This window comes from Streptomyces sp. NBC_00289 (genome assembly GCF_041435115.1).
Classification (GTDB): domain Bacteria; phylum Actinomycetota; class Actinomycetes; order Streptomycetales; family Streptomycetaceae; genus Streptomyces.
In genome coordinates this window covers 5,557,081-5,576,262 of the sequence record NZ_CP108046.1, presented here as the reverse complement: position 1 = coordinate 5,576,262, position 19,182 = coordinate 5,557,081, and the positions used below count along the sequence as shown (strand labels likewise).

The following is a 19,182-nucleotide window of genomic DNA, read 5'->3' as shown; positions in this document are numbered from 1 at the left end:
GTGGCCTCCGGTCATGTCAGGTGGGCGCCCCGAAGGGACGCGGGGAGGAACGACGGTTCAGGCGAGACCGGCGTCCCGGAACGACTCCAGGCTCGGACGGATGGTCGCCGTCAGCCCCGTACCGGCCACGGCGTCCAGCGTCTTCAGACCGTCACCGGTGTTCAGGACGACCGTCGTCAGCGTCGGGTCGAGAAGACCGTTCTCGATCAGCTTCTTCGTGACACCCACCGTCACGCCACCCGCCGTCTCGGCGAAGATGCCCTCGGTCCGCGCGAGCAGCCGGATCGCGTCCACGATCTGCTCGTCGTCGACGTCCTCCACCGCACCGCCCGTGCGGCGCGCGATGTCCAGGACGTACGGCCCGTCGGCCGGGTTGCCGATGGCCAGCGACTTGGCGATGGTGTCCGGCTTCTGCGGTCGGACGACGTCGTGGCCGGCCTTGTAGGCGACCGACACCGGGGAACAGCCCTCCGCCTGCGCGCCGAAGATCCTGTACGGCCTGTCCTCGACGAGCCCGAGCTTGATCAGTTCCTGCAGACCCTTGTCGATCTTCGTGAGCTGGGAGCCGGAGGCGATCGGCACGACCAGCTGGTCCGGCAGCCGCCAGCCGAGCTGCTCGCAGATCTCGTACGCCAGCGTCTTGGAGCCCTCGGCGTAGTACGGCCGCAGGTTGACGTTGACGAAGCCCCAGCCCTCACCGGCCGGGTCGCCGATCAGCTCGGAGCAGAAGCGGTTCACATCGTCGTAGTTGCCCTCGATGCCGACGAGCTCCCCGCCGTAGATCGCGGCCATGACGACCTTGCCCTGCTCCAGGTCGTGCGGGATGAACACGCAGGAGCGGAAGCCGGCCCGGGCGGCGGCGGCGCCGACCGCGCCGGCCAGGTTGCCCGTGGAGGAGCAGGAGAGGGTGGTGAAGCCGAAGGCGCGGGCGGCCTCGATGGCCTGCGCGACGACACGGTCCTTGAAGGAGTGCGTCGGGTTGCCGGAGTCGTCCTTGACGAAGAGCTTGCCGGCGTCGACGCCCAGCTCGCGGGCCAGGTTGTCGGCCTGGACGAGCTTGGTCCAGCCGGGGTTGATGTTGGGCTTGTCCGCCACGTCGGCCGGGACGGGCAGCAGCGGCGCGTAGCGCCAGATGTTCGCGGGGCCCGCCTCGATACGCTTGCGGAGTTCCTCGGTGTCGTAGGCCGAGAAGTCGTAGGCGATCTCGAGCGGGCCGAAACACTCCTCGCAGGCGAAGACCGGGCCGAGGGGCACGCGGTGGCCGCATTCGCGGCAGGAGAGCGCCGCGGCGGGGCCGAGGTCTACGGAGTCGGTGGTGCTTGCAACAGTCTGCACAGCCATGGAGGCGAGGCCCTTTCCTCATCTTCCTCACGACGCATCTCGCCGTAAGACGGATTTGGCACCTTCCCTAGCCGGGAGCCTCGCGTAATGATCAACAGTGATCGACGAGACCGGCTGGAGGGTTGCCGGGGCTTCAACGGGCCGTATCCCTCTGCCCCTCTGGATGAGCGGTATTTAGTTGTCCACGCAACGACCCCCGACATGCGATGGTCATCAGCGTTGTTCAAGACTGTAACCGAAGGCCAGGACAGTTGAGATAGCCGTCCGAACCGCGAGATGGATCACAGCTGATCACAGACTCGCCGAGAGAACGCAGAGGAGCCGCGCACTGTGCTGGAAGAAGTCGAGCGCTGGCTGAGCACCCGCTCCTGGTCCGTGACCAGTCGCCCGCTGCACAAGATCCTGGCCGCGAAGCGCATGACGGGCCAGACGGTCTCCGTCGTACTGCCCGCGCTCAACGAGGAGGAGACGGTCGGTGACATCGTCGCCGTGATCCGTCACGACCTCATGCACCAGGTCCCGCTCGTCGACGAGATAGTCGTCGTCGACTCGGGGTCCACCGACCGCACCTCCGAGGTGGCCGCCGCGGCCGGCGCCCGGGTCGTCCACCGCGACGACATCCTGCCGCACATCCCGCCCGTGCCGGGCAAGGGCGAGGTCCTGTGGCGCTCGCTCCTGGTGACCAGCGGGGACATCGTCTGCTTCATCGACGCGGACCTGAAGGAGTTCTCCTCCGACTTCGTCTCCGGCATCGTGGGGCCGCTGCTCACCGATCCCGGCGTCGACCTGGTCAAGGCCATGTACGACCGTCCGCTCGGCGGCCGGGCCGGCCAGGGCGGCCGGGTCACCGAACTGATGGCCCGCCCGCTGCTGAACATGCACTGGCCCCAGCTGGCCGGTTTCGTACAGCCGCTCGGCGGCGAGTACGCGGCCCGCCGCTCCCTCCTGGAACAGCTGCCCTTCCCGGTCGGCTACGGCGTGGAGCTGGGCATGCTGGTCGACGCCCTGCACCTGGTCGGGCTCGACGCGCTGGCCCAGGTCGACGTGGGCGTGCGCAAGCATCGCCACCAGGACGGCCAGGCCCTGGGCCGGATGGCCGCCGCGATCTACCGCACGGCCCAGCTGCGGCTGGCCCGCGGCCACCTGATCCGCCCCTCCCTCACCCAGTTCGAGCGGGGCGAGGACGGATTCGAGCCGCGTACCTACTCCGTGGACACGGAGGAGCGGCCGCCGATGGTGGAGATCGCCGAGTACGCCACCCGAAAGGTGGCCTGACCAGGCCGGGGACGGGGGCCGTGGCGCGGACCGGGACACTCCGTATACGGCCCCGCGGACCGGCCGCAGACCCGACCGCACGTTTGAGCGTTTCCGGGCCGGGCTAGGTTGAGGCGTATGGCTTCCACCCGCGCTGCTCAGGGCGCCCAGGTACTCGTCGCGTCCAACCGCGGCCCGGTCTCCTACGAGGTGCGGGAGGACGGCTCGCTGCACGCCAGGCGCGGCGGCGGCGGGCTGGTCTCCGGCCTGTCGGCGATCGGGCCCGACGCGGGCGCCCTGTGGGTGTGCTCCGCCCTCGGTGACGGCGACCGCGAGGCGGTCCGGCGCGGGGTCGGGGAGCACGGCGTACGGATGCTGGACATCCCGGCCGACGTACACGCCGACGCCTACAACGGCATCGCCAACTCGGTGCTGTGGTTCGTCCACCACATGCTGTACCAGACCCCGCTGGAGCCGGTCTTCGGCGCGGAGTTCCGCCGCCAGTGGGCGTCGTACGAGGCGTACAACCGCGCCTTCGCCGAGGCGCTGGCGCAGGAGGCGGCCGAGGGCGCGGCGGTCCTGGTGCAGGACTACCACCTGTGCCTGGTGCCCGGAATGCTCCGCGAACTGCGCCCCGACCTGCGGATCGCGCACTTCTCGCACACCCCGTGGGCGCCGGACGCGTACTTCCGCATCCTGCCCGACGACATCCGGGCCCAGCTGGTGTGGGGCCTGCTCGGAGCCGACCAGCTGGGCTTCCTCACCTGGCGGTGGGCGACCGCCTTCGCGGAGTGCGCCCAGGCGGTCGACGAGAGCATCGGGCGGGAGTGGCCGCAGCAGGGGCCGCGGGCCCTGACGCACGGCGGCGGCGGGACGCCCGGCCGCCGGACCCGGATCGGTGTCCACGGCCTCGGCGCCGACGCCGAGTTCCTGCGCGCCCGCTCCCACGAGGCGGACGTCGAGGAGCGGATCACGGCGCTGCGGGGCGAGATCGGCACGGCCCCGGACGGCAGCCCGCGCAGGACGATCGTCCGCGTCGACCGCACCGAACTGTCGAAGAACATCGTGCGCGGCCTGCTGGCCTACCGGCAGCTGCTCGACGACCACCCCGAGTGGCGCGAGCGCGTGACGCACGTGGCGTTCGCCTACCCGTCGCGGCAGGACCTCGCCGTGTACCGGGACTACACGGCCGAGGTGCAGCGAGTGGCCGAGGAGATCAACTCCGCGTACGGGACGCCCGGCTGGACCCCGGTCGTCCTCCACGTCAAGGACGACTTCGCGCGGTCGCTGGCCGCCTACCGACTGGCGGACGTGGCCCTGGTGAACCCCATCCGGGACGGCATGAACCTGGTGGCGAAGGAGGTGCCGCTCGTCTCCGACGACGGATGCGCGCTGGTGCTGTCGCGGGAGGCGGGGGCGTACGAGGAGCTCGGGGAGGACGCGATCGTCGTCAACCCGTACGACGTGATCGAGACGGCCCGGGCACTGCACACCGCGCTGACCATGCCGCAGGGCGAGCGCGCCGAGCGCGCGAAGCGGCTCGCCGCGGCCGCCACCGCGCTCCCGCCGGCCCGGTGGTTCCTGGACCAGCTGACCGCGCTGAACGAGCCTCAGCCCAGCTGAGCCGCGAGCCGGGTCAGCAGTTCCACGACCCCCGCAGGGCCGTCCACCACCAGGTCGGCCCGCTCCCGCAGCTCGCTCACCTCGTCGCTGCCGCTGCACACCAGCAGACCCGGCGTGCCGTCGGAGCGGAGTTTGTCGACGGCGGTGAAGGCGGGCAGGTCGCCGAGGTCGTCGCCGGCGTAGAGGACCGAGGCCGCGCCGGTCTCGCGGACGTGGTCGAGCAGCGCCACGCCCTTGTCCATGCCCGGCGGGCGCAGTTCGAGGACCAGGCGGCCGGGTTCCACGATGAGGCCGTGCCGGGCGGCCAGGCCGCCGAGGGGTGTGCGCAGGGCCTCGAAGGTGGCCTGGGGATCGGCGGCGCGCCGGGTGTGGACGGCCACCGCCCGGCCCTTCTCCTCGATCCAGGTGCCCTGTCCGGCCCCGGCCGCGTCCAGCAGCCCCGGCAGTTCGGCACGGACGGCGGCGACTCCCGGGTGCGGGGGCGGGGCGGTGACGGTGCCCGAGACGGCGTCCCAGCGCTCGGCGCCGTAGTGGCCGAGGACGACGAGGTGCTCCAGGCCGGGGACACCGGCGAAGCCGCCGTGCCGGACGGCGACCTCGGCCGGGCGGCCGGTGACCACCGCCACCGAGGCGACCTTCGGGGCGAGGAGGGCGAGCGCGGGCACCGCGTCCGGGTGGGCGCGGGCCTGCTCGGGGTCCGCGACGATCGGCGCGAGCGTGCCGTCGAAGTCGAGCGCGATCACCGCCCGCCCGGGCCGCGCCACCAGAGCGGCGAGCCCGTCCCGCCCCTGCCGGGTCGAGGGCGTGGGGAGGAGGAAGGGGTCGGTGGAGTCCGTGGAGTCCTTGTGGCTGCCCATGACAGGACCCTATCCACGAGGTGGCCGACGCACTCTTCGCCGACCCCGGCTCAGCGTTCGGCGCGCCGTGCGTCCCGGACGCGTCGCAGCCGGTTCACCGTCACCGGGTCGTGCGCCAGTGCCCGCGGATCGTCCAGCAGCGCGTTGAGCAGCTGGTAGTAGCGCACCGGCGCGAGTCCCAGCTCCTCGCGTATCGCCCGCTCCTTCGCGCCGGGGCCGGGAAAGCCCCGGCGTTCCAGCGCGAGGACGTCCTGTTCGCGGCGGCCGAGCCGCTCCTGCTCCATGTCCCGCACCGTAGTCCCCGCCACCGACAGCGCGGTAGCGGCTACTCGGTGGTCTGCGACGACGACGCCGCCTGGAGCCGGCTGAGGATCGCGGCGGGGCTGCCGCCCGGGGCGACCGCCTGGCCGATCTCCTTCTTCACGTCCGCGCTGACGCCGGCCCAGGACGTCTTGCCGACCGGGGGGAGTTCCGAGAGCGGGAGTTCGGTGAGGAAGGGCTTAAGGTCCGCGTCCCGCTTCGCCGCGCTCATGACCTCGGACGCGGAGTTGGTGACCGGCAGCAGGTCGTACTCGCGGGAGAAGGCGAGCACGTTCTTCCGGCTGTAGACGAAGTCGAGGAAGTCCCCGACCTGTTCGGCGTGCCCGTTCTTCTTGAAGGCCATCATCCAGTCGGCGACGCCCATCGCGACCTTGCTCTGCCCGTCGGCGCCGGGCATCGGCACCATGCCGAACTTCACGCCCTTCGCGGCGGCGCTCTTCATCAGCGAGGGGTGTCCGTTGAGCATCCCCACCTCGCCGTTCGCGAACGCGGCGAAGGCGGTGGCGCGGTCGAGCTTGCCGGGCGCGACCGGTCCGGTCAGGCCCTTGCCGACCAGGTCGTTCTTGAGCCAGGTGAAGGTGTCGACGTTCTGGCTGGAGTCGATCTGGTACGTGCCGAGCTGGTCGGTGTAGCCGCCTCCGCCGCTGAGCAGCCACTGCATGGTCTCGGCCTGGGCCTCCTCCGGGCCCAGCGGCAGCGCGTACGGGTACTTCACGCCCTGCGCCTTGAGCGCCGCCGCGTCGGTGGCGAGCTCGTCCCACGTCTTCGGCGGGGTGAGGCCGGCCTTCGCGAAGAGGCTCTTGTTGTAGAACAGCAGGCGTGTGGAGGACGCGAACGGCATGCCGTACTGCACGTTGTTCACCTGGCCCGCGGCGGCCAGCTGGGAGACGAGGTCGGCCTGCGTGGTGATGGAGAGCAGGTCGTCGGCCGTGTAGAGCAGGCCCTTGGCCGCGTAGTCGGCGTAGGCGCCGATCTGCGCCATGTCGGGGGCCCGGCCGGCGTCGGCCATCTCCTGGACCTTGCGGTCCACGTCGTTCCAGGAGTAGACGCTGACGTCGACCTTCACGTCCGGATGGCCGGCCTCGTACTCCCCGACGAGCCTGGCCCAGTACTTCTCGGAACTGTTCGCCGCGCTGTCGCCGTAGTCCGCGGCGACCAGCTTCAGAGTGACCTGGTCGGAGCCGCCGGAGAGTCCGCAGCCACCGAGCACCGCGGTCATGCCCAGAGCGGACACCACCGCGATCGTTCCTGTCCTTCGCCGATGCACTTCGCTCGCCCCAACCCTGCCGAAACTTTCAGGACCTCGACCATAAGGTCTACACCACGTAGTGGACTAGACCTCTTGCGGGTCAACACGCCACACTGTCACCCGTGAGACATGTCATCGCCCTCGACGTGGGCGGCACCGGGATGAAGGCCGCCCTGGCGGAGGCGAGCGCCATACCGCCCGGCGGCGGCCCCGCCGAGCGCCCCACGCTGCTGTACCAGGCCCGCCGCGCCACCGGGCGCGAGCGCGGCCCGGACGCGGTGGTCGAGGCGATCCTCGACTTCGCCGCCGAGCTGCGCGCGTACGGCATCGAGCACTTCGGCGAGCCCGCGGCCGCCGCCGGCGTCGCCGTACCCGGCATCGTCGACGCCGAGCGGGGCGTCGCCGCCTACGCGGCCAACCTGGGCTGGCGTGACGTACCGCTGCGCGACCTGCTCGCCGAGCGCCTCGGTGGTGTCCCGGTCGCCCTCGGCCACGACGTACGCACCGGCGGGCTCGCCGAGGGCCGCATCGGGGCCGGGCAGGGCGCCGACCGCTACCTGTTCGTGGCGCTCGGCACCGGCATAGCGGGCGCCATCGGCATCGGCGGCCGGGTCGAGGCGGGCGCCCACGGCTTCGCGGGCGAGATCGGCCACATCGTCGTCCGGCCCGGCGGCGCCGCGTGTCCCTGCGGGCAGCACGGCTGTCTGGAGCGGTACGCGTCCGCGGCGGCGGTGAGCGAGGCGTGGGCTGCGGCTTCCGGAGATCCGGCGGCGGACGCCGCGAGCTGCGCCGAGGCCACCCGGTCCGGGGACCCGCGAGCGCGGGCGGTCTGGCAGGACGCCGTCGACGCGCTCGCCGACGGACTGGTCACCGCGCTCACCCTGCTGGACCCCCGCACGCTCATCATCGGTGGCGGGCTCGCCGAGGCGGGGGAAACCTTGTTCGTACCGCTGCGGGACGCCGTCCGGCGGCGCGTCACCTTCCAGAAGCTGCCGGCCCTCGTCCCCGCGGCTCTCGGCGACACGGCCGGCTGCCTCGGCGCCGGACTGCTCGCCCGGGACCTGCTGACCGCCACGTCCACGACTCCTACGACGCCGGAGGTAACAACCTGATGGCCAACCCCACAGGGGCGCGGGGAACTGCGCGACCAGCCACGACGCACCCCCGGCCCGCGACCGGCGCGACCAGGCGGGTGCTCGCCGGCGCCCGGGTGGTGCTGCCCACCGGCATCGTGGCCGACGGCCGGGTCACCGTCGACGGCGGCCGCATCGCCCCCGACATCCCGCGGGACGACGCCGAGGTCATCGACGTGAGCGGCCACTGGCTGGTCCCCGGCTTCGTCGACATCCACAACCACGGCGGCGGAGGCGCGTCCTTCTCCGGCCCGGTGGAGGACGTCCTCACCGCGGTCCGCACCCACCGCCTGCACGGTACGACCACCCTGGTCGCCTCGACCGTCACCGACGACATGGACTTCCTGACCCGGCAGGCCGGGCTGCTGTCCGAACTCGCCGAGCAGGGCGACATCGCGGGCATCCACTTCGAGGGACCGTTCATCTCACCGTGCCGCAAGGGCGCGCACGCCGAGCGGCTGCTGCGCGACCCGGACCCGGCGGAGGTCCGCAAGCTGATCGAGGCGGCGCGCGGCCGGGCGAAGATGGTCACGCTCGCCACCGAACTCCCCGGCGGCCTCGACTCCGTACGGCTGCTCGCGGAGCACGGCGTGATCGCGGCGATCGGCCACACGGACGCGACGTACGAGCAGACCGTGGAGGCGATCGACGCGGGCGCCACGGTGGCCACCCACCTGTTCAACGCGATGCCGCAGATCGGCCATCGCGCCCCCGGCCCGATCGCCGCCCTCCTGGAGGACGAGCGCGTCACGGTCGAGCTCATCAACGACGGCACGCACCTGCACCCGGCCTCCCTCCAGCTGGCGTTCCACCACGCGGGCGCCGGACGGGTGGCGTTCATCACCGACGCCATGGACGCGGCCGGTGTCGGCGACGGCCGCTACCAGCTCGGCCCGCTGGAGGTCGAGGTCAGCGAGGGCGTGGCGCGCCTGGTGGAGGGCGGCTCCATCGCGGGCTCCACCCTCACCCTGGACCGCGCCTTCCAGCGGGCGGTGACGATCGACGGGCTGGCCGTCGAGGACGTGGTGACCGCCCTGTCCGCCAACCCGGCCAGGCTGCTGGGCATGTACGACACGGTGGGCTCCCTGGAGCCCGGCAAGGACGCCGACCTGGTGCTGCTGGACGCCGACTTCGGCCTCAGGGGCGTGATGCGCCGCGGCGAGTGGGTGGTCGAACCCCAACTGGCCTGATCCGTACGGCGTCGCGGAGACGGTGGCCGGTCCGGGGGCTGGGAGGAGCGCCGTCTCTTTGGCATGATCGGGCTTCCGGACACGGCACGCGCATGCGCTTCGGGGGAGGTCCTCCCAGGTGATCCTCACGGTCACACTGAACACCGCTCTCGACATCACCTATCGCGTGGCGGCACTGCGGCCCCACGCCTCCCACCGGATCTCCGAGGTCACCGAACGCCCGGGCGGCAAGGGCCTGAACGTGGCCCGCGTCCTCGCGGCCCTCGGCCACCGGGTGACGGTCACCGGCTTCGCGGGCGGCGCCACCGGGCACGCCGTACGCGAACGGCTCACCGCCGTACCGGGGTTGGTGGACGCGCTCCTTCCGGTCGCCGGTGCGACCCGGCGCACGATCGCCGTCGTGGACGAACACAGCGGCGACACCACCCAGCTCAACGAACCCGGCCCGACGGTCGCTCCGGCCGAGTGGGCCGCCTTCAGGAGGCTGTACGGCGAACTGGTCGCGTCCGCCTCGGCGGTGGCCCTGTGCGGCAGCCTGCCGCCGGGGGTGCCGGTGGGGGCGTACGCCGAGCTGATACGGACGGCGCGGACCGCGGGGGTCCCGGTCCTGCTGGACACCGCGGGCGAACCGCTGCGCCGCGGGGTGGCCGCCCGCCCCGACATCGTGAAGCCGAACGCCGACGAACTCGCCGAACTCACCGGCTCCCACGAGCCGTCGCAGGCCACCCGGGACGCCCGTCGGCGCGGCGCCCACGCCGTCGTCGCCTCCCTGGGTCCCGCCGGGCTGCTCGCGGTGACCCCGGAGGGCCGCTGGCGCGCCACCCCGCCCGCCCGTGTCCGGGGCAATCCGACGGGCGCCGGTGACTCGGCGGTCGCGGGTCTGCTGTCGGGCCTGGCCGACAACCTGCCCTGGCCGGACCGGCTGGCCCGCGCGGTCGCCCTGTCCGCGGCGACGGTCCTGGCCCCGGTGGCGGGCGAGTTCAGCCGCACCGCCTACGAGGACCTGCTGCCACGGGTCGCGGTGACGGGGGACGCCGACGCGGCCTGACCCGGGCGGCCGGAACGGTCCCGGAAGTGTCCTAGGAGTCGACCCAGCCGTTGACCAGCCACATCTGGTCGAGCAGGGCGTCGCACTGGTTCCCGTTCTCGCAGGAGACCTTGATCGTGTTGGTGCCCTTGTTGAGCTGGATGTAGTTGTAGGTCTGCGTCCAGCCCTTCTCGTAGTCGCCCTCGCCGACTTTCGCGTAGTTCTTCAGGTCGACCGGCGAGTTGGAGGCCGTGCCGTTGACCGTGAGGGTCGCGGTGGCGTCCCTGCCCGGCACGCTGTAGCCGACGTACACGCTGTACTTGCCGGCCTTGGGGATGCCGCTGACGTTCCAGGTGACGGAGGCGCCGGTGGCGTTGAATCCGGTCACGTAGACGCCGCCGTCGGCCTTGGCGCCCTTGACGTCGGACGCGGTGGCGGCGCCGCCACCGAGCAGCAGGGCCTTCGCGTCGATGGTCGGCAGGTTCTCCTCGCTCGCCGCGCTGTTGCTGTTCGACGGGCTCGGCTGGGTGCTCTTCGAGGCGGTGGGCGCGGCGGACGCCTGGTTGTCGCCCGCCTTGTCGTCCGAGTCGCCGTTCATCATGGCCACGCTGATGCCGATGACGACCGCGGCGACCACCGCGATCGCGCCGATCAGCAGACCCTTGGTGTTGGGACCGCGGCCCCGGCCGCCGCCGCCGTGCGTCTGCTGCGGGGACGTGGGAGCGCCGCCGCCGGGGAACGTCTCGGGCGCGGCGTAGTGCGAGTTCGGCTGGCCGTGCGGGCCTGGCTGCTGCGGCACGGTCGGCTGGCCGTACTGCGCGGTCTGCGCCTGCTGCTGGCCGTACTGGCGCTGGCCGACGGCACGCACCCGGTTGACGGAGTTCGGGTAGCCGTAGCCTCCGCCGGACGGCGGCTGCGCCCCGTTGGCCTGCCCGTCGGCGTAGAGGTAGCCGAACGGGTCGTCGTCCTCGGGCGGGGTCGCGCCGTTGTTGCCGGACGTCATCCCTTGGTACTCCTCAAACAGGTGCGGGTCGGACGCGATACGTGTGGTCAGAATGGCGAGCCTACCCGCTCCTGATGGCCCAAACGGGTGACTCGGATCGCATCAGCTCGCTGACCTGGGGATCATCCCGCGCGTCTGTGTTGTTTGGGACGAGATCGTTTCTCTACGTACATCCGCTCGTCAGCGGATTTCAACACCTCGTCCGCGGTCATCCCGCAGTGCGCCCAGCCGATGCCGAAGCTGGCCCCGACCCGAACGGCGCGGCCGTCGACCCGGATCGGCTGGATGATCTCGTTGCGCAGGCGTACGGCGAGGTCCTGGGCGTCGGCCCGGCCGAGCCCGTCGGCGAGCACCACGAACTCGTCGCCGCCGAGCCGGGCCACCGTGTCGCCGTCCCGCACTCCGTTCGATAGCCGCCGGGCGACCTCGATGAGGACCTCGTTCCCGGCGTTGTGGCCGAACCGGTCGTTGATCGACTTGAAGCCGTCGAGGTCGCAGAAGAGGACGGCGAGCCCCTTGGTGCCGTCGTCGCGGTCGTCCTCGGGGGCGACGGTGTGCACGTGGTGGTCGTAGGCGTCCAGCGCCTCGACGGACGGCGGGTAGTCGAAGCCGTTGCCGCCCGCGTCGTAGACGGGATGTCCGAAGGCCGCGTCGATGGACTCCAGGGCGGCGGAGTGACCGGCCCGGTGGCACAGGCGGGAGGAGAGGCGGGAGCGCAGCTCGGCGGAGTTCGGCAGTCCGGTGAGCGAGTCGTGGGAGGCGCGGTGGGCGAGCTGGAGCTCGCGGCGCTTGCGCTCCTCTATGTCCTCGACGTGGGTGAGCAGGAAACGGGGGCCGTCGGCGGCGTCCGCGACGACCGAGTTGCGCAGGCTGACCCAGACGTAGGTGCCGTCCCGGCGGCCGAGCCTGAGTTCCGCGCGTCCGCCCTCGGCGGAGGTCCGCAGGAGCGTGCCTATGTCCTCGGGGTGCACGAGGTCGGAGAAGGCGTAGCGGCGCATCGAGGAGGCGGGGCGGCCGAGCAGGCGGCACAGGGCGTCGTTGGTGCGCAGGATGCGGCCGTGCTGGTCGCCGCCCATCTCGGCGATGGCCATGCCGGAGGGGGCGTACTCGAAGGCCTGCCGGAAACTCTCCTCGCTGGCGCGCAACGCCTGCTGTTCCCTTTCGAGCCTGACCAGTGCGCGCTGCATGTTGGCGCGTAGACGCGCGTTGCTTATCGCTATGGCGGCCTGGAACGCGTACATCTGGAGCGCTTCGCGTCCCCAGGCGCCCGGCCGACGGCCGTTGCGCGGACGGTCCACGGACAGGACGCCGATGAGTTCACCGCAGGAGCCGCCGGGCACGCCGGGCGTGAACATCGGTGCGAACAGCCGGTCGGAGGGGTGCCACTCGTCCTCGAAGCGGGGCGCGGGTCCGTCGGTGTACCACTGGGGCACGTCGTCGTCGTCGAGGACCCAGCCCTCGGTGTGCGGTATGAACACCAGGTCGCCCCAGTGCTCCCCCATGCCGAGCCGGCGCTCCCAGGACTCGCGTGAGCCGACCCGGCCGGTGATCAGGGCCTCGGCGGCCTGGTTGCCGGAGAAGGCGGCGACCACCAGGTCACCGTCGGGGCGGACCAGGTTGACGCATGCCAGCTCGTACCCGAGGGCGCTGACCACGCCGTCCGAGACGGTCTGCAGTGTGTCCGCGAGGCTGCGTGCCGTGTTCATCTCGGCCATGGCCTGATGCAGCTGCCGCAGGGACGCAAGGCGGACGTAGGGTTCCGACTCGGTCTCCATGTGCGCCCTCCCCCCGAGACCTCGCAGCGAATCAAGGGTTCTCTTCGGCGTATCGTCCTAGCAGTTTCTCCGCCACTGAATCACAGCGCGCTGCCCACTCGGTACACAGGGTCAACAATTAGTGTCCCTTGTGACTCAAGTCACAGCTAAAGATGAACAATTGAGTGGGCTTTCTGCGGTTTTCCTGTGCGTTTCCTGAACGCTGTTTTTCTCCCCCGGTGAGGAGATGGCGCACGAACGGTAACGCCCGAGTACCCCACGCGTCCGCCGGAAGTCCCGGACGGGCGCCCGGAGTTCGTGGGGCACAGGGAAACGGTGAGGCCCACGGAGCCGGTGCGGCCCATGGAATCGAGGTGTCCACGGAGCCGGCGAGGTCCACGGACGTCCGTGAAGTCCTAGGCCGGTCCTACGTCTGTCCCGGGTCCGGTCTCGGCCGGAGGCCCGATGCGCGGCGCGGGGACCGGGCACTAGCGTTTCCGGCGTGCTGAAGACTTCCCCCGCCGCGCCCTCCGCCACCGCCGTGCCCGCCGCCGGGCATGCTGAGGGGGTGAGCAACGACGAGTTCCGTGCCGCCATGTCCCGGCTGGCCGCGGGCGTGGTCCTGGTGACCTCGACCGAGGCATCGCTCGACCCGGACGACCCCGGGGCTCCGGACGGCGAGGACGTCGGCATGACCGCCACCGCGTTCCTGTCCGTCTCCCTCGACCCACCCCTGGTCCTGGTCAGCCTGCGGGACGGCTCCCGGATGGACGACCTGCTCGACGAGCAGCCCCTGTGGGGCGTCTCCGTCCTCTCCGAGAGCCAGCGGCACATCGCGGGCCGCTTCGCCATGAAGGGCCGCATCAGCGACCGGCTGCTGTTCGAGGACATCCCCTACGTACGGGGCGAGATCTCCGGCGCTCCCCTGGTGGGCGGCGCGCTGGCCACCCTGGAATGCCGCACGGAACAGCGGATACCGGCCGGCGACCACACTCTCGTGATCGGCCGGGTGCTGACCGCCCGGGTACCGAGCGCGGAGGGCGGACCGCTGACGTACTTCCGGGGGCGGTACCGGCAGTTGAAGTGAGGACGGCCGGGAAATTCCTTCGCCCACCGGTGATCCACCGGCCTAGGGTGCGGGCATGACGACGCCCGGACCGCGCCTCGAAGAGATCACCTCCCGCAACCTCGCCGCCGCCCTCGGCATCCGGGTCCGTCCCGACCAGGAGCACGCGGTCGAGCCCGTCGCGGAGTCGCTCGCCGAGGCGTACGTCCACGGAGCCGTCGCCTGGCCCCGGCTGATCGTCGACGGCGACCGCCCGGTCGGCTTCCTCATGGCCTTCCTCGACATCGACTGGAACCAGGACGGCACCCTCGTCCGGTCCGGCCTGTGGCGGCTGAACATCGCGGCAGCCGAGCAGGGGCGCGGTTACGGCCGCTTCGCCGTTCGGTCGGTGGCCGCGGAGATCCGGCGCCGCGGCGGCAAGGAGCTCCACGTCACCTGGCACCCCGGCCCGACCGGCCCGGAGGGCTTCTACCTCGGGCTGGGCTTCCGCCCCATCGGGGAGACCAGCGGTGACCAGACGGTCGGGGTGCTGGAGCTGTCGTAGCCCCCTCGACGGGGGCGTCAGATCAGCGTCACGTCCAGGCGTGCCACCCGTTCGGGGTCCGTCACGACCTCGATGACCGCGATCCGGTCCCCCACGAACGTGAAGGTCACGGTCCGCTCCACCCGGCCGTCGACCAGCACCGCGAGGCCGGTTTCCCCGTCGACCAGGGCGGGGTGGGCCAGCCGGGCGAGGTGGGCGAAGCCACTGGCGCCGCCCGCCACCGCGACCGCGCCCGCGGTCACGCCGGCCTCACCGCGCGCCACCACGTCCGGGTCCAGGACCTTCAGCAGCCCATCGAAGTCGCCGTCCCGCGCGGCGGCCAGGAACGCGTCGACGACCTCGCGCCGCCGGTCGTAGCCGCCCTCCGGCGCCTGGGCGCCCCGCACCCGGCGCCGGGCCCGGCTGGCCAGCTGCCGGGACGCCTCCGGCGACCGTCCCAGCACGGTCGCGATGTCGTCGTACGGCACCGCGAACAGGTCGTGCAGCACGAACGCCAGCCGCTCGGCGGGCGTCAGGGACTCCAGGACGACCAGCAGGGCGACGCCCACCGAATCCGCGAGCAGCGCGTCCTGTTCGGGTCCCGCGGCCGGGGACGGCACCGGTGCCGTGACGTCGAGGGGGTCCTCGGCACGGCTCCGGCGGGAGCGCAGCATGTCCAGGCAGACCCGGCCGACGACCGTCGTCAGCCAGCCGCCGAGGTTGTCGACCTCACGGGTGTCGGAACGGCTCAGCCGCAACCAGGCCTCCTGGACCGCGTCGTCGGCCTCGGTGCGCGAGCCGAGCATGCGGTGCGCGACGGCGCGCAGGTGGCCCCGGTGGGCTTCGAAGCGCTCGGCCAGGAACTCGTCGTCACTCATCGGTCGTCACCTCTCGTCGCGTTCCGTCCTCGACCGCCTGACGGTTCGCACGGGGAAAACGTGACAGGGGTGCGCCGGGGTGGGGCGGCGCGGCCGACGGCGACACGGGGCGGGGCGCTATCCCCAGTCCCGTCCGTTGCGTCCGCGCTTGGTGTCCGAGCGCTGCTTCTTCTCCCGCAGCCGCCGTTCGTTGATCCCGCGCGGGATGCGGGTGGGCCGGCGCGGTTTGGGCGGCGGAGCGGTCGCCTCGGCGAGGAGGGCCGTCAGCCGTACGGCGGCGGTCTCGCGGTTGCGCCACTGGGATCGGTGCTCGGAGGACCGGACGGTGACGACCCCGTCGACGAGTCGCCCGGCCAGCCGCTCCAGCGCCCGCTGTTTCCACACGTCGGGCAGCGCCTCGGTCTTCGCGAGGTCGAAGCGCAGCTCCACCTGCGAGTCGCTGGTGTTGACGTGCTGTCCACCGGGCCCGGACGACCGCGAGAAACGCCACATGAGCTCGGCCTCGGGAAGCGAGACGGAGCCGCGGATGAGATAGGGACCGGCCATGACGTCCATGTTCCCGGCTCTGTCCGGTCCACGTCACCCGAATATCCCGGTCGAAAAAAGTCCGGGGGCCAGGAAAGTAAAGAAAGTAAAGAGACCTGGAACCCTGCGTACCCCTCTCTGCGTTCCTAGGGGTAGCTGTAGCTTCGTGCCGTACTGGCGTACTTCCGTACGCAAAACGAGGGAAAGGACTCCCAACCATGGCTGTAAGCCTGTCCAAGGGTGGCAACGTCTCGCTCACCAAGGAGGCTCCGGGCCTGACCGCCGTCACCGTGGGGCTGGGCTGGGACGTCCGCACCACCACGGGCACCGACTTCGACCTGGACGCGTCGGCCATCGCGGTCAACCCCCAGGGCAAGGTCTACTCGGACGGTCACTTCGTCTTCTTCAACAACAAGCAGACCCCGGACCAGACCATCGTCCACACCGGTGACAACCGTACGGGTGAGGGCGCCGGCGACGACGAGGCCATCAACGTCAACCTGGCGGGCCTCCCCGCCGACGTCGAGAAGATCGTCTTCCCGGTCTCGATCTACGACGCGGAGAACCGCTCGCAGAACTTCGGCCAGGTCCGCAACGCCTACATCCGCATCGTCAACCAGGCCGGCGGCGCGGAGATCGCCCGCTACGACCTGTCGGAGGACGCGGCCACGGAGACGGCGATGGTCTTCGGCGAGCTGTACCGCAACGGCGCGGAGTGGAAGTTCCGCGCGGTCGGCCAGGGCTACGCCTCGGGCCTGGTCGGCATCGCCCAGGACTTCGGCGTCAGCGTCTGACGGACGTCCCGTTTCGCCGAAGCCCCCGGCCGCCCGAAAGGCCGGGGGCTTCGGCGTGCCCCGCGATAGGTTGCCGGGCGTGATCCTCCAGCCGCTCGCCCTCACCTCCGACCACGACCTGCCGGCCCCCCTCCTCACCGAACTCACCGCGCTGTACACCTCCAACCGGGACTTCAACGCCCTCAGCGGCGACTTCCCGGACCCGGACGACATCCGGCCGGAGCAGGTCGCGGCGGCGCTGGCCGACGAACTGGCGAACCCGGACGTGGAGGTGCTGCTCGCCCGCGGCTCCGGACAGCTGGTCGGGATGGCCATCACCCTCGCCCACCACCCCGACCCGGCGGACCCCGACCCGTGGATCGGGCTGCTGTTGGTGGACGCGGGCGCACACCGGCGGGGGTACGGACGGCGGCTGGCCTCCCTCGTCGAGGACCGCTTCCGGGCGGCGGGTCACACCGCCGTACGCCTCGCCGTCCTCGACAACAATCCCCGGGCCCTCGCCTTCTGGACCGCCCTCGGCTACGAGGTCGTCGCCCACCGCCCGGACCGCCGTCTCGGCCGCCCCTGCGCGGTGCTGCGCAAGACGCTGCGTGTCCCGCGCGCGGCGGCCCGCATCGCCGTGGTCGACCCCGACGGCTCGGTTTTCCTCTTCCGGTACGTGAACCCCGAGGTCGGCGTGCACTGGGCGCTGCCCGGCGGGGGCCTGGACGAGGGCGAGACCCCGCGCGAGGGCGCCCTGCGGGAACTGCGCGAGGAGACCGGCTGGACCGACCTGGAGCCGGGCCCCCTGCTGTGCACCTGGGAACACGACTTCAGCCGGTTCGACGTCCACGTCCGCCAGCACGAGCACATCTACGTCACCCGCGGCCCCCACCGCGAGCCCACCGGCCCCGGCCTCGCCGCCGCCCATGCCGCGGACGGCATCCTCACCGGCCGCTGGTGGACCCGGCGGGAACTCGCCGAGGAGCCGGAGCCGGTATGGCCGCCCGGCCTGGCACGGCTGCTCACCGAGTGGGAACGGAACGGACCGGAGCGAAACGGCTGACGGACCGGTGGGAAGCCTCTGCCCAACCGGCGCGAACCCTCTGACGGACCGGAGCGAACCGACTGGCGGACCGGAGCGAAACGACTGACTGACCGGTGTGAGCCGGTCCGCCCCCCGGCGTCCCCTATACCGTGTCCGGCCTGCCGTCCCCGTACAGCCAGTCCTTCCAGATCCTGCCGAAGTCCTTGCCGGGCGCCTTCTTCTCCACGTACGCGGTGAAGTCGGCGGTGTCCGCGTTGCCGTGGCGGTGGGCGGCGGCCCAGCCCCGGAGGATGGCACGGAAGGTGTCGTCGCCGACCGTCTGCCGGATCCTGTGCAGGACCATCGCGCCGCGTTCGTAGACGGGGCTGTCGGAGAGCCGCGCGGCGCTGGGCGGCTCGGCGGGCGGAAACGCCCAGACGGCCGCGTTGTACTCGGGGCTGTCGTAGTAGTCGCCCCGGTGGAGGGCGGTGAAGATCTCCTCGGCCGTGTCCCCGCCGTGGTCCTCCTGCCACAGCCACTCCGCGTACGTGGCGAAGCCCTCGTTGAGCCACATGTCCCGCCAGGTCCTCGGCGTGACCGAGTCGCCGTACCACTGGTGCGCGATCTCGTGGACGAGGGTCTCCGTGTCGGGGGCGTCGGGGAAGACCGGCCGGTTCTGGGTCTCCAGGGCGTAGCCGATGTCGTCCGCGCGGTCGACGATCGCCCCGGTGGAGGAGAAGGGGTAGGGACCGAAGGTGTCCCGCGCCCACTCCGTGATACCGGGGAGTCCGGCGAGCACGGCCCGGCTCGCCTCCGCCCGCCGCGGGTCGACGGCGACGTACACGGGCAGGCCGTCACGGGTGGTGGACCGGCTGATGTCGTACCGCCCGACGGCGACCGTGGCGACGTAACTCGCCATGGGTTCCGCGGTGTGCCAGCGGAAGGTCGTGCGGCCGCGGGAGGTCCTCCGGCTCGTCAGCTCCCCGTTGGACACGGCCTGGAGCCCCTCGGGCACGGTGACGGCGATGTCGTACGACGCCTTGTCGGAGGGGTGGTGGCTGCCGGGGAACCAGGTCATGGAGCCGGTGGGCTCACCGAGTGCCAGGGCCCCGTCGTCCGTGCGCACCCAGCCTTCCTCGGAGCCGTCGGCGTCGGTGATCGTCTCCGGTGCCCCCGAGTAGCGGACCGTGACCCGGAACGTCCGGCCCCGGTCTAGTCCGTCGTGCGGGCGGACGGTCAGTTCCTGGCCGGTGCGGGTCCAGCGGGCCCGCCTGCCCTCGACGGTGACCTGCTCGACGTTCAGGCCCTGGAGGTCGAGGTCGAAGGCGGAGAGGTCCTGGGTGGCGCGGGCGGTGAGCGCGGCGGTGCCGGTGAGGTGCTGCCGCCCGGTGTCGTAGGCGAGCGCCAGGTCGTAGTGCGTGACGTCATATCCCCCGTTGCCCGCCTTGGGGAAGTACGGGTCGCGGACGCCGGAGCCGCCGGGCGTGCCCTGCACCACGGCGCCGCCGGCACCGCCACCATCACCGGCGCCGCTGCACGCGGTGGGGGCGAGGGCGAGGAAGAGGGCGGCGGTGACGGCGGGGGCGGCGCTCGGGACAAGACGGACGGATCGGGACACGTCAGAGATCCTAGGCGGGC

18 protein-coding genes and 1 riboswitch are annotated in these 19,182 nt (G+C 72.0%); of the genes, 9 read left to right on the top strand and 9 right to left on the bottom strand.

The annotated features are described in order from the left end of the window. Window positions 1-57 precede the first annotated feature (57 nt). Complete coding sequence (thrC, locus tag OG985_RS25340) at window positions 58-1,341, bottom strand: threonine synthase (RefSeq protein ID WP_371670626.1); 1,284 nt, start codon at window positions 1,339-1,341, stop codon at window positions 58-60. Between the two features lie 15 nt (window positions 1,342-1,356). Further along, a riboswitch (SAM riboswitch) is annotated at window positions 1,357-1,511 on the bottom strand. A gap of 160 nt (window positions 1,512-1,671) precedes the next feature. Between thrC and OG985_RS25335 the strand changes: the two genes are divergently transcribed. Further along, window positions 1,672-2,616, top strand: coding sequence for a glucosyl-3-phosphoglycerate synthase (locus tag OG985_RS25335; protein ID WP_371670625.1), 945 nt, complete (start codon window positions 1,672-1,674; stop codon window positions 2,614-2,616). Between the two features lie 117 nt (window positions 2,617-2,733). Beyond that, window positions 2,734-4,218 carry a trehalose-6-phosphate synthase gene (locus OG985_RS25330; protein ID WP_371670624.1) on the top strand — a complete coding sequence of 495 codons (1,485 nt, stop codon included), beginning with the start codon at window positions 2,734-2,736 and terminating at the stop codon, window positions 4,216-4,218. Here OG985_RS25330 and otsB read toward each other — a convergent pair. Genes otsB through OG985_RS25315 form a run of 3 tightly spaced genes read right to left on the bottom strand, consistent with a single transcriptional unit; the run spans window position 4,206 to window position 6,615 of the window. Then, a complete protein-coding gene (gene otsB, locus OG985_RS25325) occupies window positions 4,206-5,075 on the bottom strand; it encodes a trehalose-phosphatase (RefSeq protein WP_371670623.1) in 870 nt (289 codons plus the stop codon). The two genes, OG985_RS25330 and otsB, sit on opposite strands and share 13 nt — an antisense overlap. A 50-nt stretch (window positions 5,076-5,125) precedes the next feature. After that, window positions 5,126-5,359: a DUF3263 domain-containing protein gene (locus OG985_RS25320; RefSeq protein ID WP_371670622.1), complete on the bottom strand. Its 234-nt coding sequence runs from the start codon at window positions 5,357-5,359 to the stop codon at window positions 5,126-5,128. Window positions 5,360-5,400: 41 nt separating this feature from the next. Continuing rightward, complete coding sequence (locus OG985_RS25315) at window positions 5,401-6,615, bottom strand: ABC transporter substrate-binding protein (RefSeq protein ID WP_371674490.1); 1,215 nt, start codon at window positions 6,613-6,615, stop codon at window positions 5,401-5,403. Between the two features lie 152 nt (window positions 6,616-6,767). Between OG985_RS25315 and OG985_RS25310 the strand changes: the two genes are divergently transcribed. The 3 genes from OG985_RS25310 to OG985_RS25300 all read left to right on the top strand — a co-directional run bounded on the left by OG985_RS25310 (window position 6,768) and on the right by OG985_RS25300 (window position 10,016). Next, a complete protein-coding gene (locus OG985_RS25310) occupies window positions 6,768-7,757 on the top strand; it encodes an ROK family protein (RefSeq protein WP_371670621.1) in 990 nt (329 codons plus the stop codon). Beyond that, on the top strand, window positions 7,757-8,968 hold the full coding sequence (nagA, locus tag OG985_RS25305) for an N-acetylglucosamine-6-phosphate deacetylase (RefSeq protein WP_371670620.1): 1,212 nt from the start codon (window positions 7,757-7,759) through the stop codon (window positions 8,966-8,968). The genes OG985_RS25310 and nagA overlap by 1 nt, the downstream gene beginning before the upstream one ends. 118 nt (window positions 8,969-9,086) lie before the next feature. After that, complete coding sequence (locus OG985_RS25300) at window positions 9,087-10,016, top strand: 1-phosphofructokinase family hexose kinase (RefSeq protein ID WP_371670619.1); 930 nt, start codon at window positions 9,087-9,089, stop codon at window positions 10,014-10,016. A 31-nt stretch (window positions 10,017-10,047) separates the two neighbouring features. Here the strand turns inward: OG985_RS25300 and OG985_RS25295 are convergent, their stop codons facing one another. Together OG985_RS25295 and cdgB are read right to left on the bottom strand one after the other, a co-directional pair. After that, complete coding sequence (locus tag OG985_RS25295; protein WP_371670618.1) at window positions 10,048-10,998, bottom strand: CBM35 domain-containing protein; 951 nt, start codon at window positions 10,996-10,998, stop codon at window positions 10,048-10,050. Between the two features lie 122 nt (window positions 10,999-11,120). Further along, window positions 11,121-12,773: a diguanylate cyclase CdgB gene (gene cdgB / locus OG985_RS25290; RefSeq protein WP_371670617.1), complete on the bottom strand. Its 1,653-nt coding sequence runs from the start codon at window positions 12,771-12,773 to the stop codon at window positions 11,121-11,123. Between the two features lie 484 nt (window positions 12,774-13,257). Between cdgB and OG985_RS25285 the strand changes: the two genes are divergently transcribed. Further along, window positions 13,258-13,839, top strand: a complete 582-nt coding sequence (locus OG985_RS25285) for a flavin reductase family protein (RefSeq protein WP_371674489.1) — start codon at window positions 13,258-13,260, stop codon at window positions 13,837-13,839. Window positions 13,840-13,894: 55 nt separating this feature from the next. Further along, window positions 13,895-14,362 (top strand): GNAT family N-acetyltransferase, encoded by a 468-nt coding sequence (locus OG985_RS25280; protein WP_371670616.1) that lies wholly within the window; start codon window positions 13,895-13,897, stop codon window positions 14,360-14,362. Window positions 14,363-14,379: 17 nt separating this feature from the next. On the opposite strand, the gene OG985_RS25275 is transcribed toward OG985_RS25280, so the two are convergent. Continuing rightward, entirely contained in the window at window positions 14,380-15,219 is an 840-nt protein-coding gene (locus tag OG985_RS25275; protein ID WP_371670615.1) for a sigma-70 family RNA polymerase sigma factor, read from the bottom strand. A gap of 117 nt (window positions 15,220-15,336) precedes the next feature. After that, window positions 15,337-15,774 carry an alternative ribosome rescue aminoacyl-tRNA hydrolase ArfB gene (arfB, locus tag OG985_RS25270; RefSeq protein ID WP_371670614.1) on the bottom strand — a complete coding sequence of 146 codons (438 nt, stop codon included), beginning with the start codon at window positions 15,772-15,774 and terminating at the stop codon, window positions 15,337-15,339. Between the two features lie 188 nt (window positions 15,775-15,962). Between arfB and OG985_RS25265 the strand changes: the two genes are divergently transcribed. Continuing rightward, a complete protein-coding gene (locus OG985_RS25265; protein ID WP_121402233.1) occupies window positions 15,963-16,538 on the top strand; it encodes a TerD family protein in 576 nt (191 codons plus the stop codon). Between the two features lie 79 nt (window positions 16,539-16,617). Then, entirely contained in the window at window positions 16,618-17,583 is a 966-nt protein-coding gene (locus OG985_RS25260) for a GNAT family N-acetyltransferase (RefSeq protein WP_371670613.1), read from the top strand. Between the two features lie 124 nt (window positions 17,584-17,707). Here OG985_RS25260 and OG985_RS25255 read toward each other — a convergent pair whose 3' ends face one another. Further along, entirely contained in the window at window positions 17,708-19,162 is a 1,455-nt protein-coding gene (locus OG985_RS25255) for a M1 family metallopeptidase (protein ID WP_371670612.1), read from the bottom strand. Window positions 19,163-19,182 lie beyond the last annotated feature (20 nt).

Bases quoted from the DNA above. Each gene is read 5' to 3' on its own strand.
- OG985_RS25330 (WP_371670624.1), top strand. From the start codon at position 2,734: ATGGCTTCCACCCGCGCTGCTCAGGGCGCCCAGGTACTCGTCGCGTCC.
- OG985_RS25295 (WP_371670618.1), bottom strand. From the start codon at position 10,998: ATGACGTCCGGCAACAACGGCGCGACCCCGCCCGAGGACGACGACCCG.
- OG985_RS25275 (WP_371670615.1), bottom strand. From the start codon at position 15,219: ATGAGTGACGACGAGTTCCTGGCCGAGCGCTTCGAAGCCCACCGGGGC.
- otsB (WP_371670623.1), bottom strand. From the start codon at position 5,075: ATGGGCAGCCACAAGGACTCCACGGACTCCACCGACCCCTTCCTCCTC.
- arfB (WP_371670614.1), bottom strand. From the start codon at position 15,774: ATGGACGTCATGGCCGGTCCCTATCTCATCCGCGGCTCCGTCTCGCTT.
- OG985_RS25315 (WP_371674490.1), bottom strand. From the start codon at position 6,615: ATGACCGCGGTGCTCGGTGGCTGCGGACTCTCCGGCGGCTCCGACCAG.
- cdgB (WP_371670617.1), bottom strand. From the start codon at position 12,773: ATGGAGACCGAGTCGGAACCCTACGTCCGCCTTGCGTCCCTGCGGCAG.
- OG985_RS25265 (WP_121402233.1), top strand. From the start codon at position 15,963: ATGGCTGTAAGCCTGTCCAAGGGTGGCAACGTCTCGCTCACCAAGGAG.
- nagA (WP_371670620.1), top strand. From the start codon at position 7,757: ATGGCCAACCCCACAGGGGCGCGGGGAACTGCGCGACCAGCCACGACG.
- OG985_RS25280 (WP_371670616.1), top strand. From the start codon at position 13,895: ATGACGACGCCCGGACCGCGCCTCGAAGAGATCACCTCCCGCAACCTC.
- OG985_RS25320 (WP_371670622.1), bottom strand. From the start codon at position 5,359: ATGGAGCAGGAGCGGCTCGGCCGCCGCGAACAGGACGTCCTCGCGCTG.
- thrC (WP_371670626.1), bottom strand. From the start codon at position 1,341: ATGGCTGTGCAGACTGTTGCAAGCACCACCGACTCCGTAGACCTCGGC.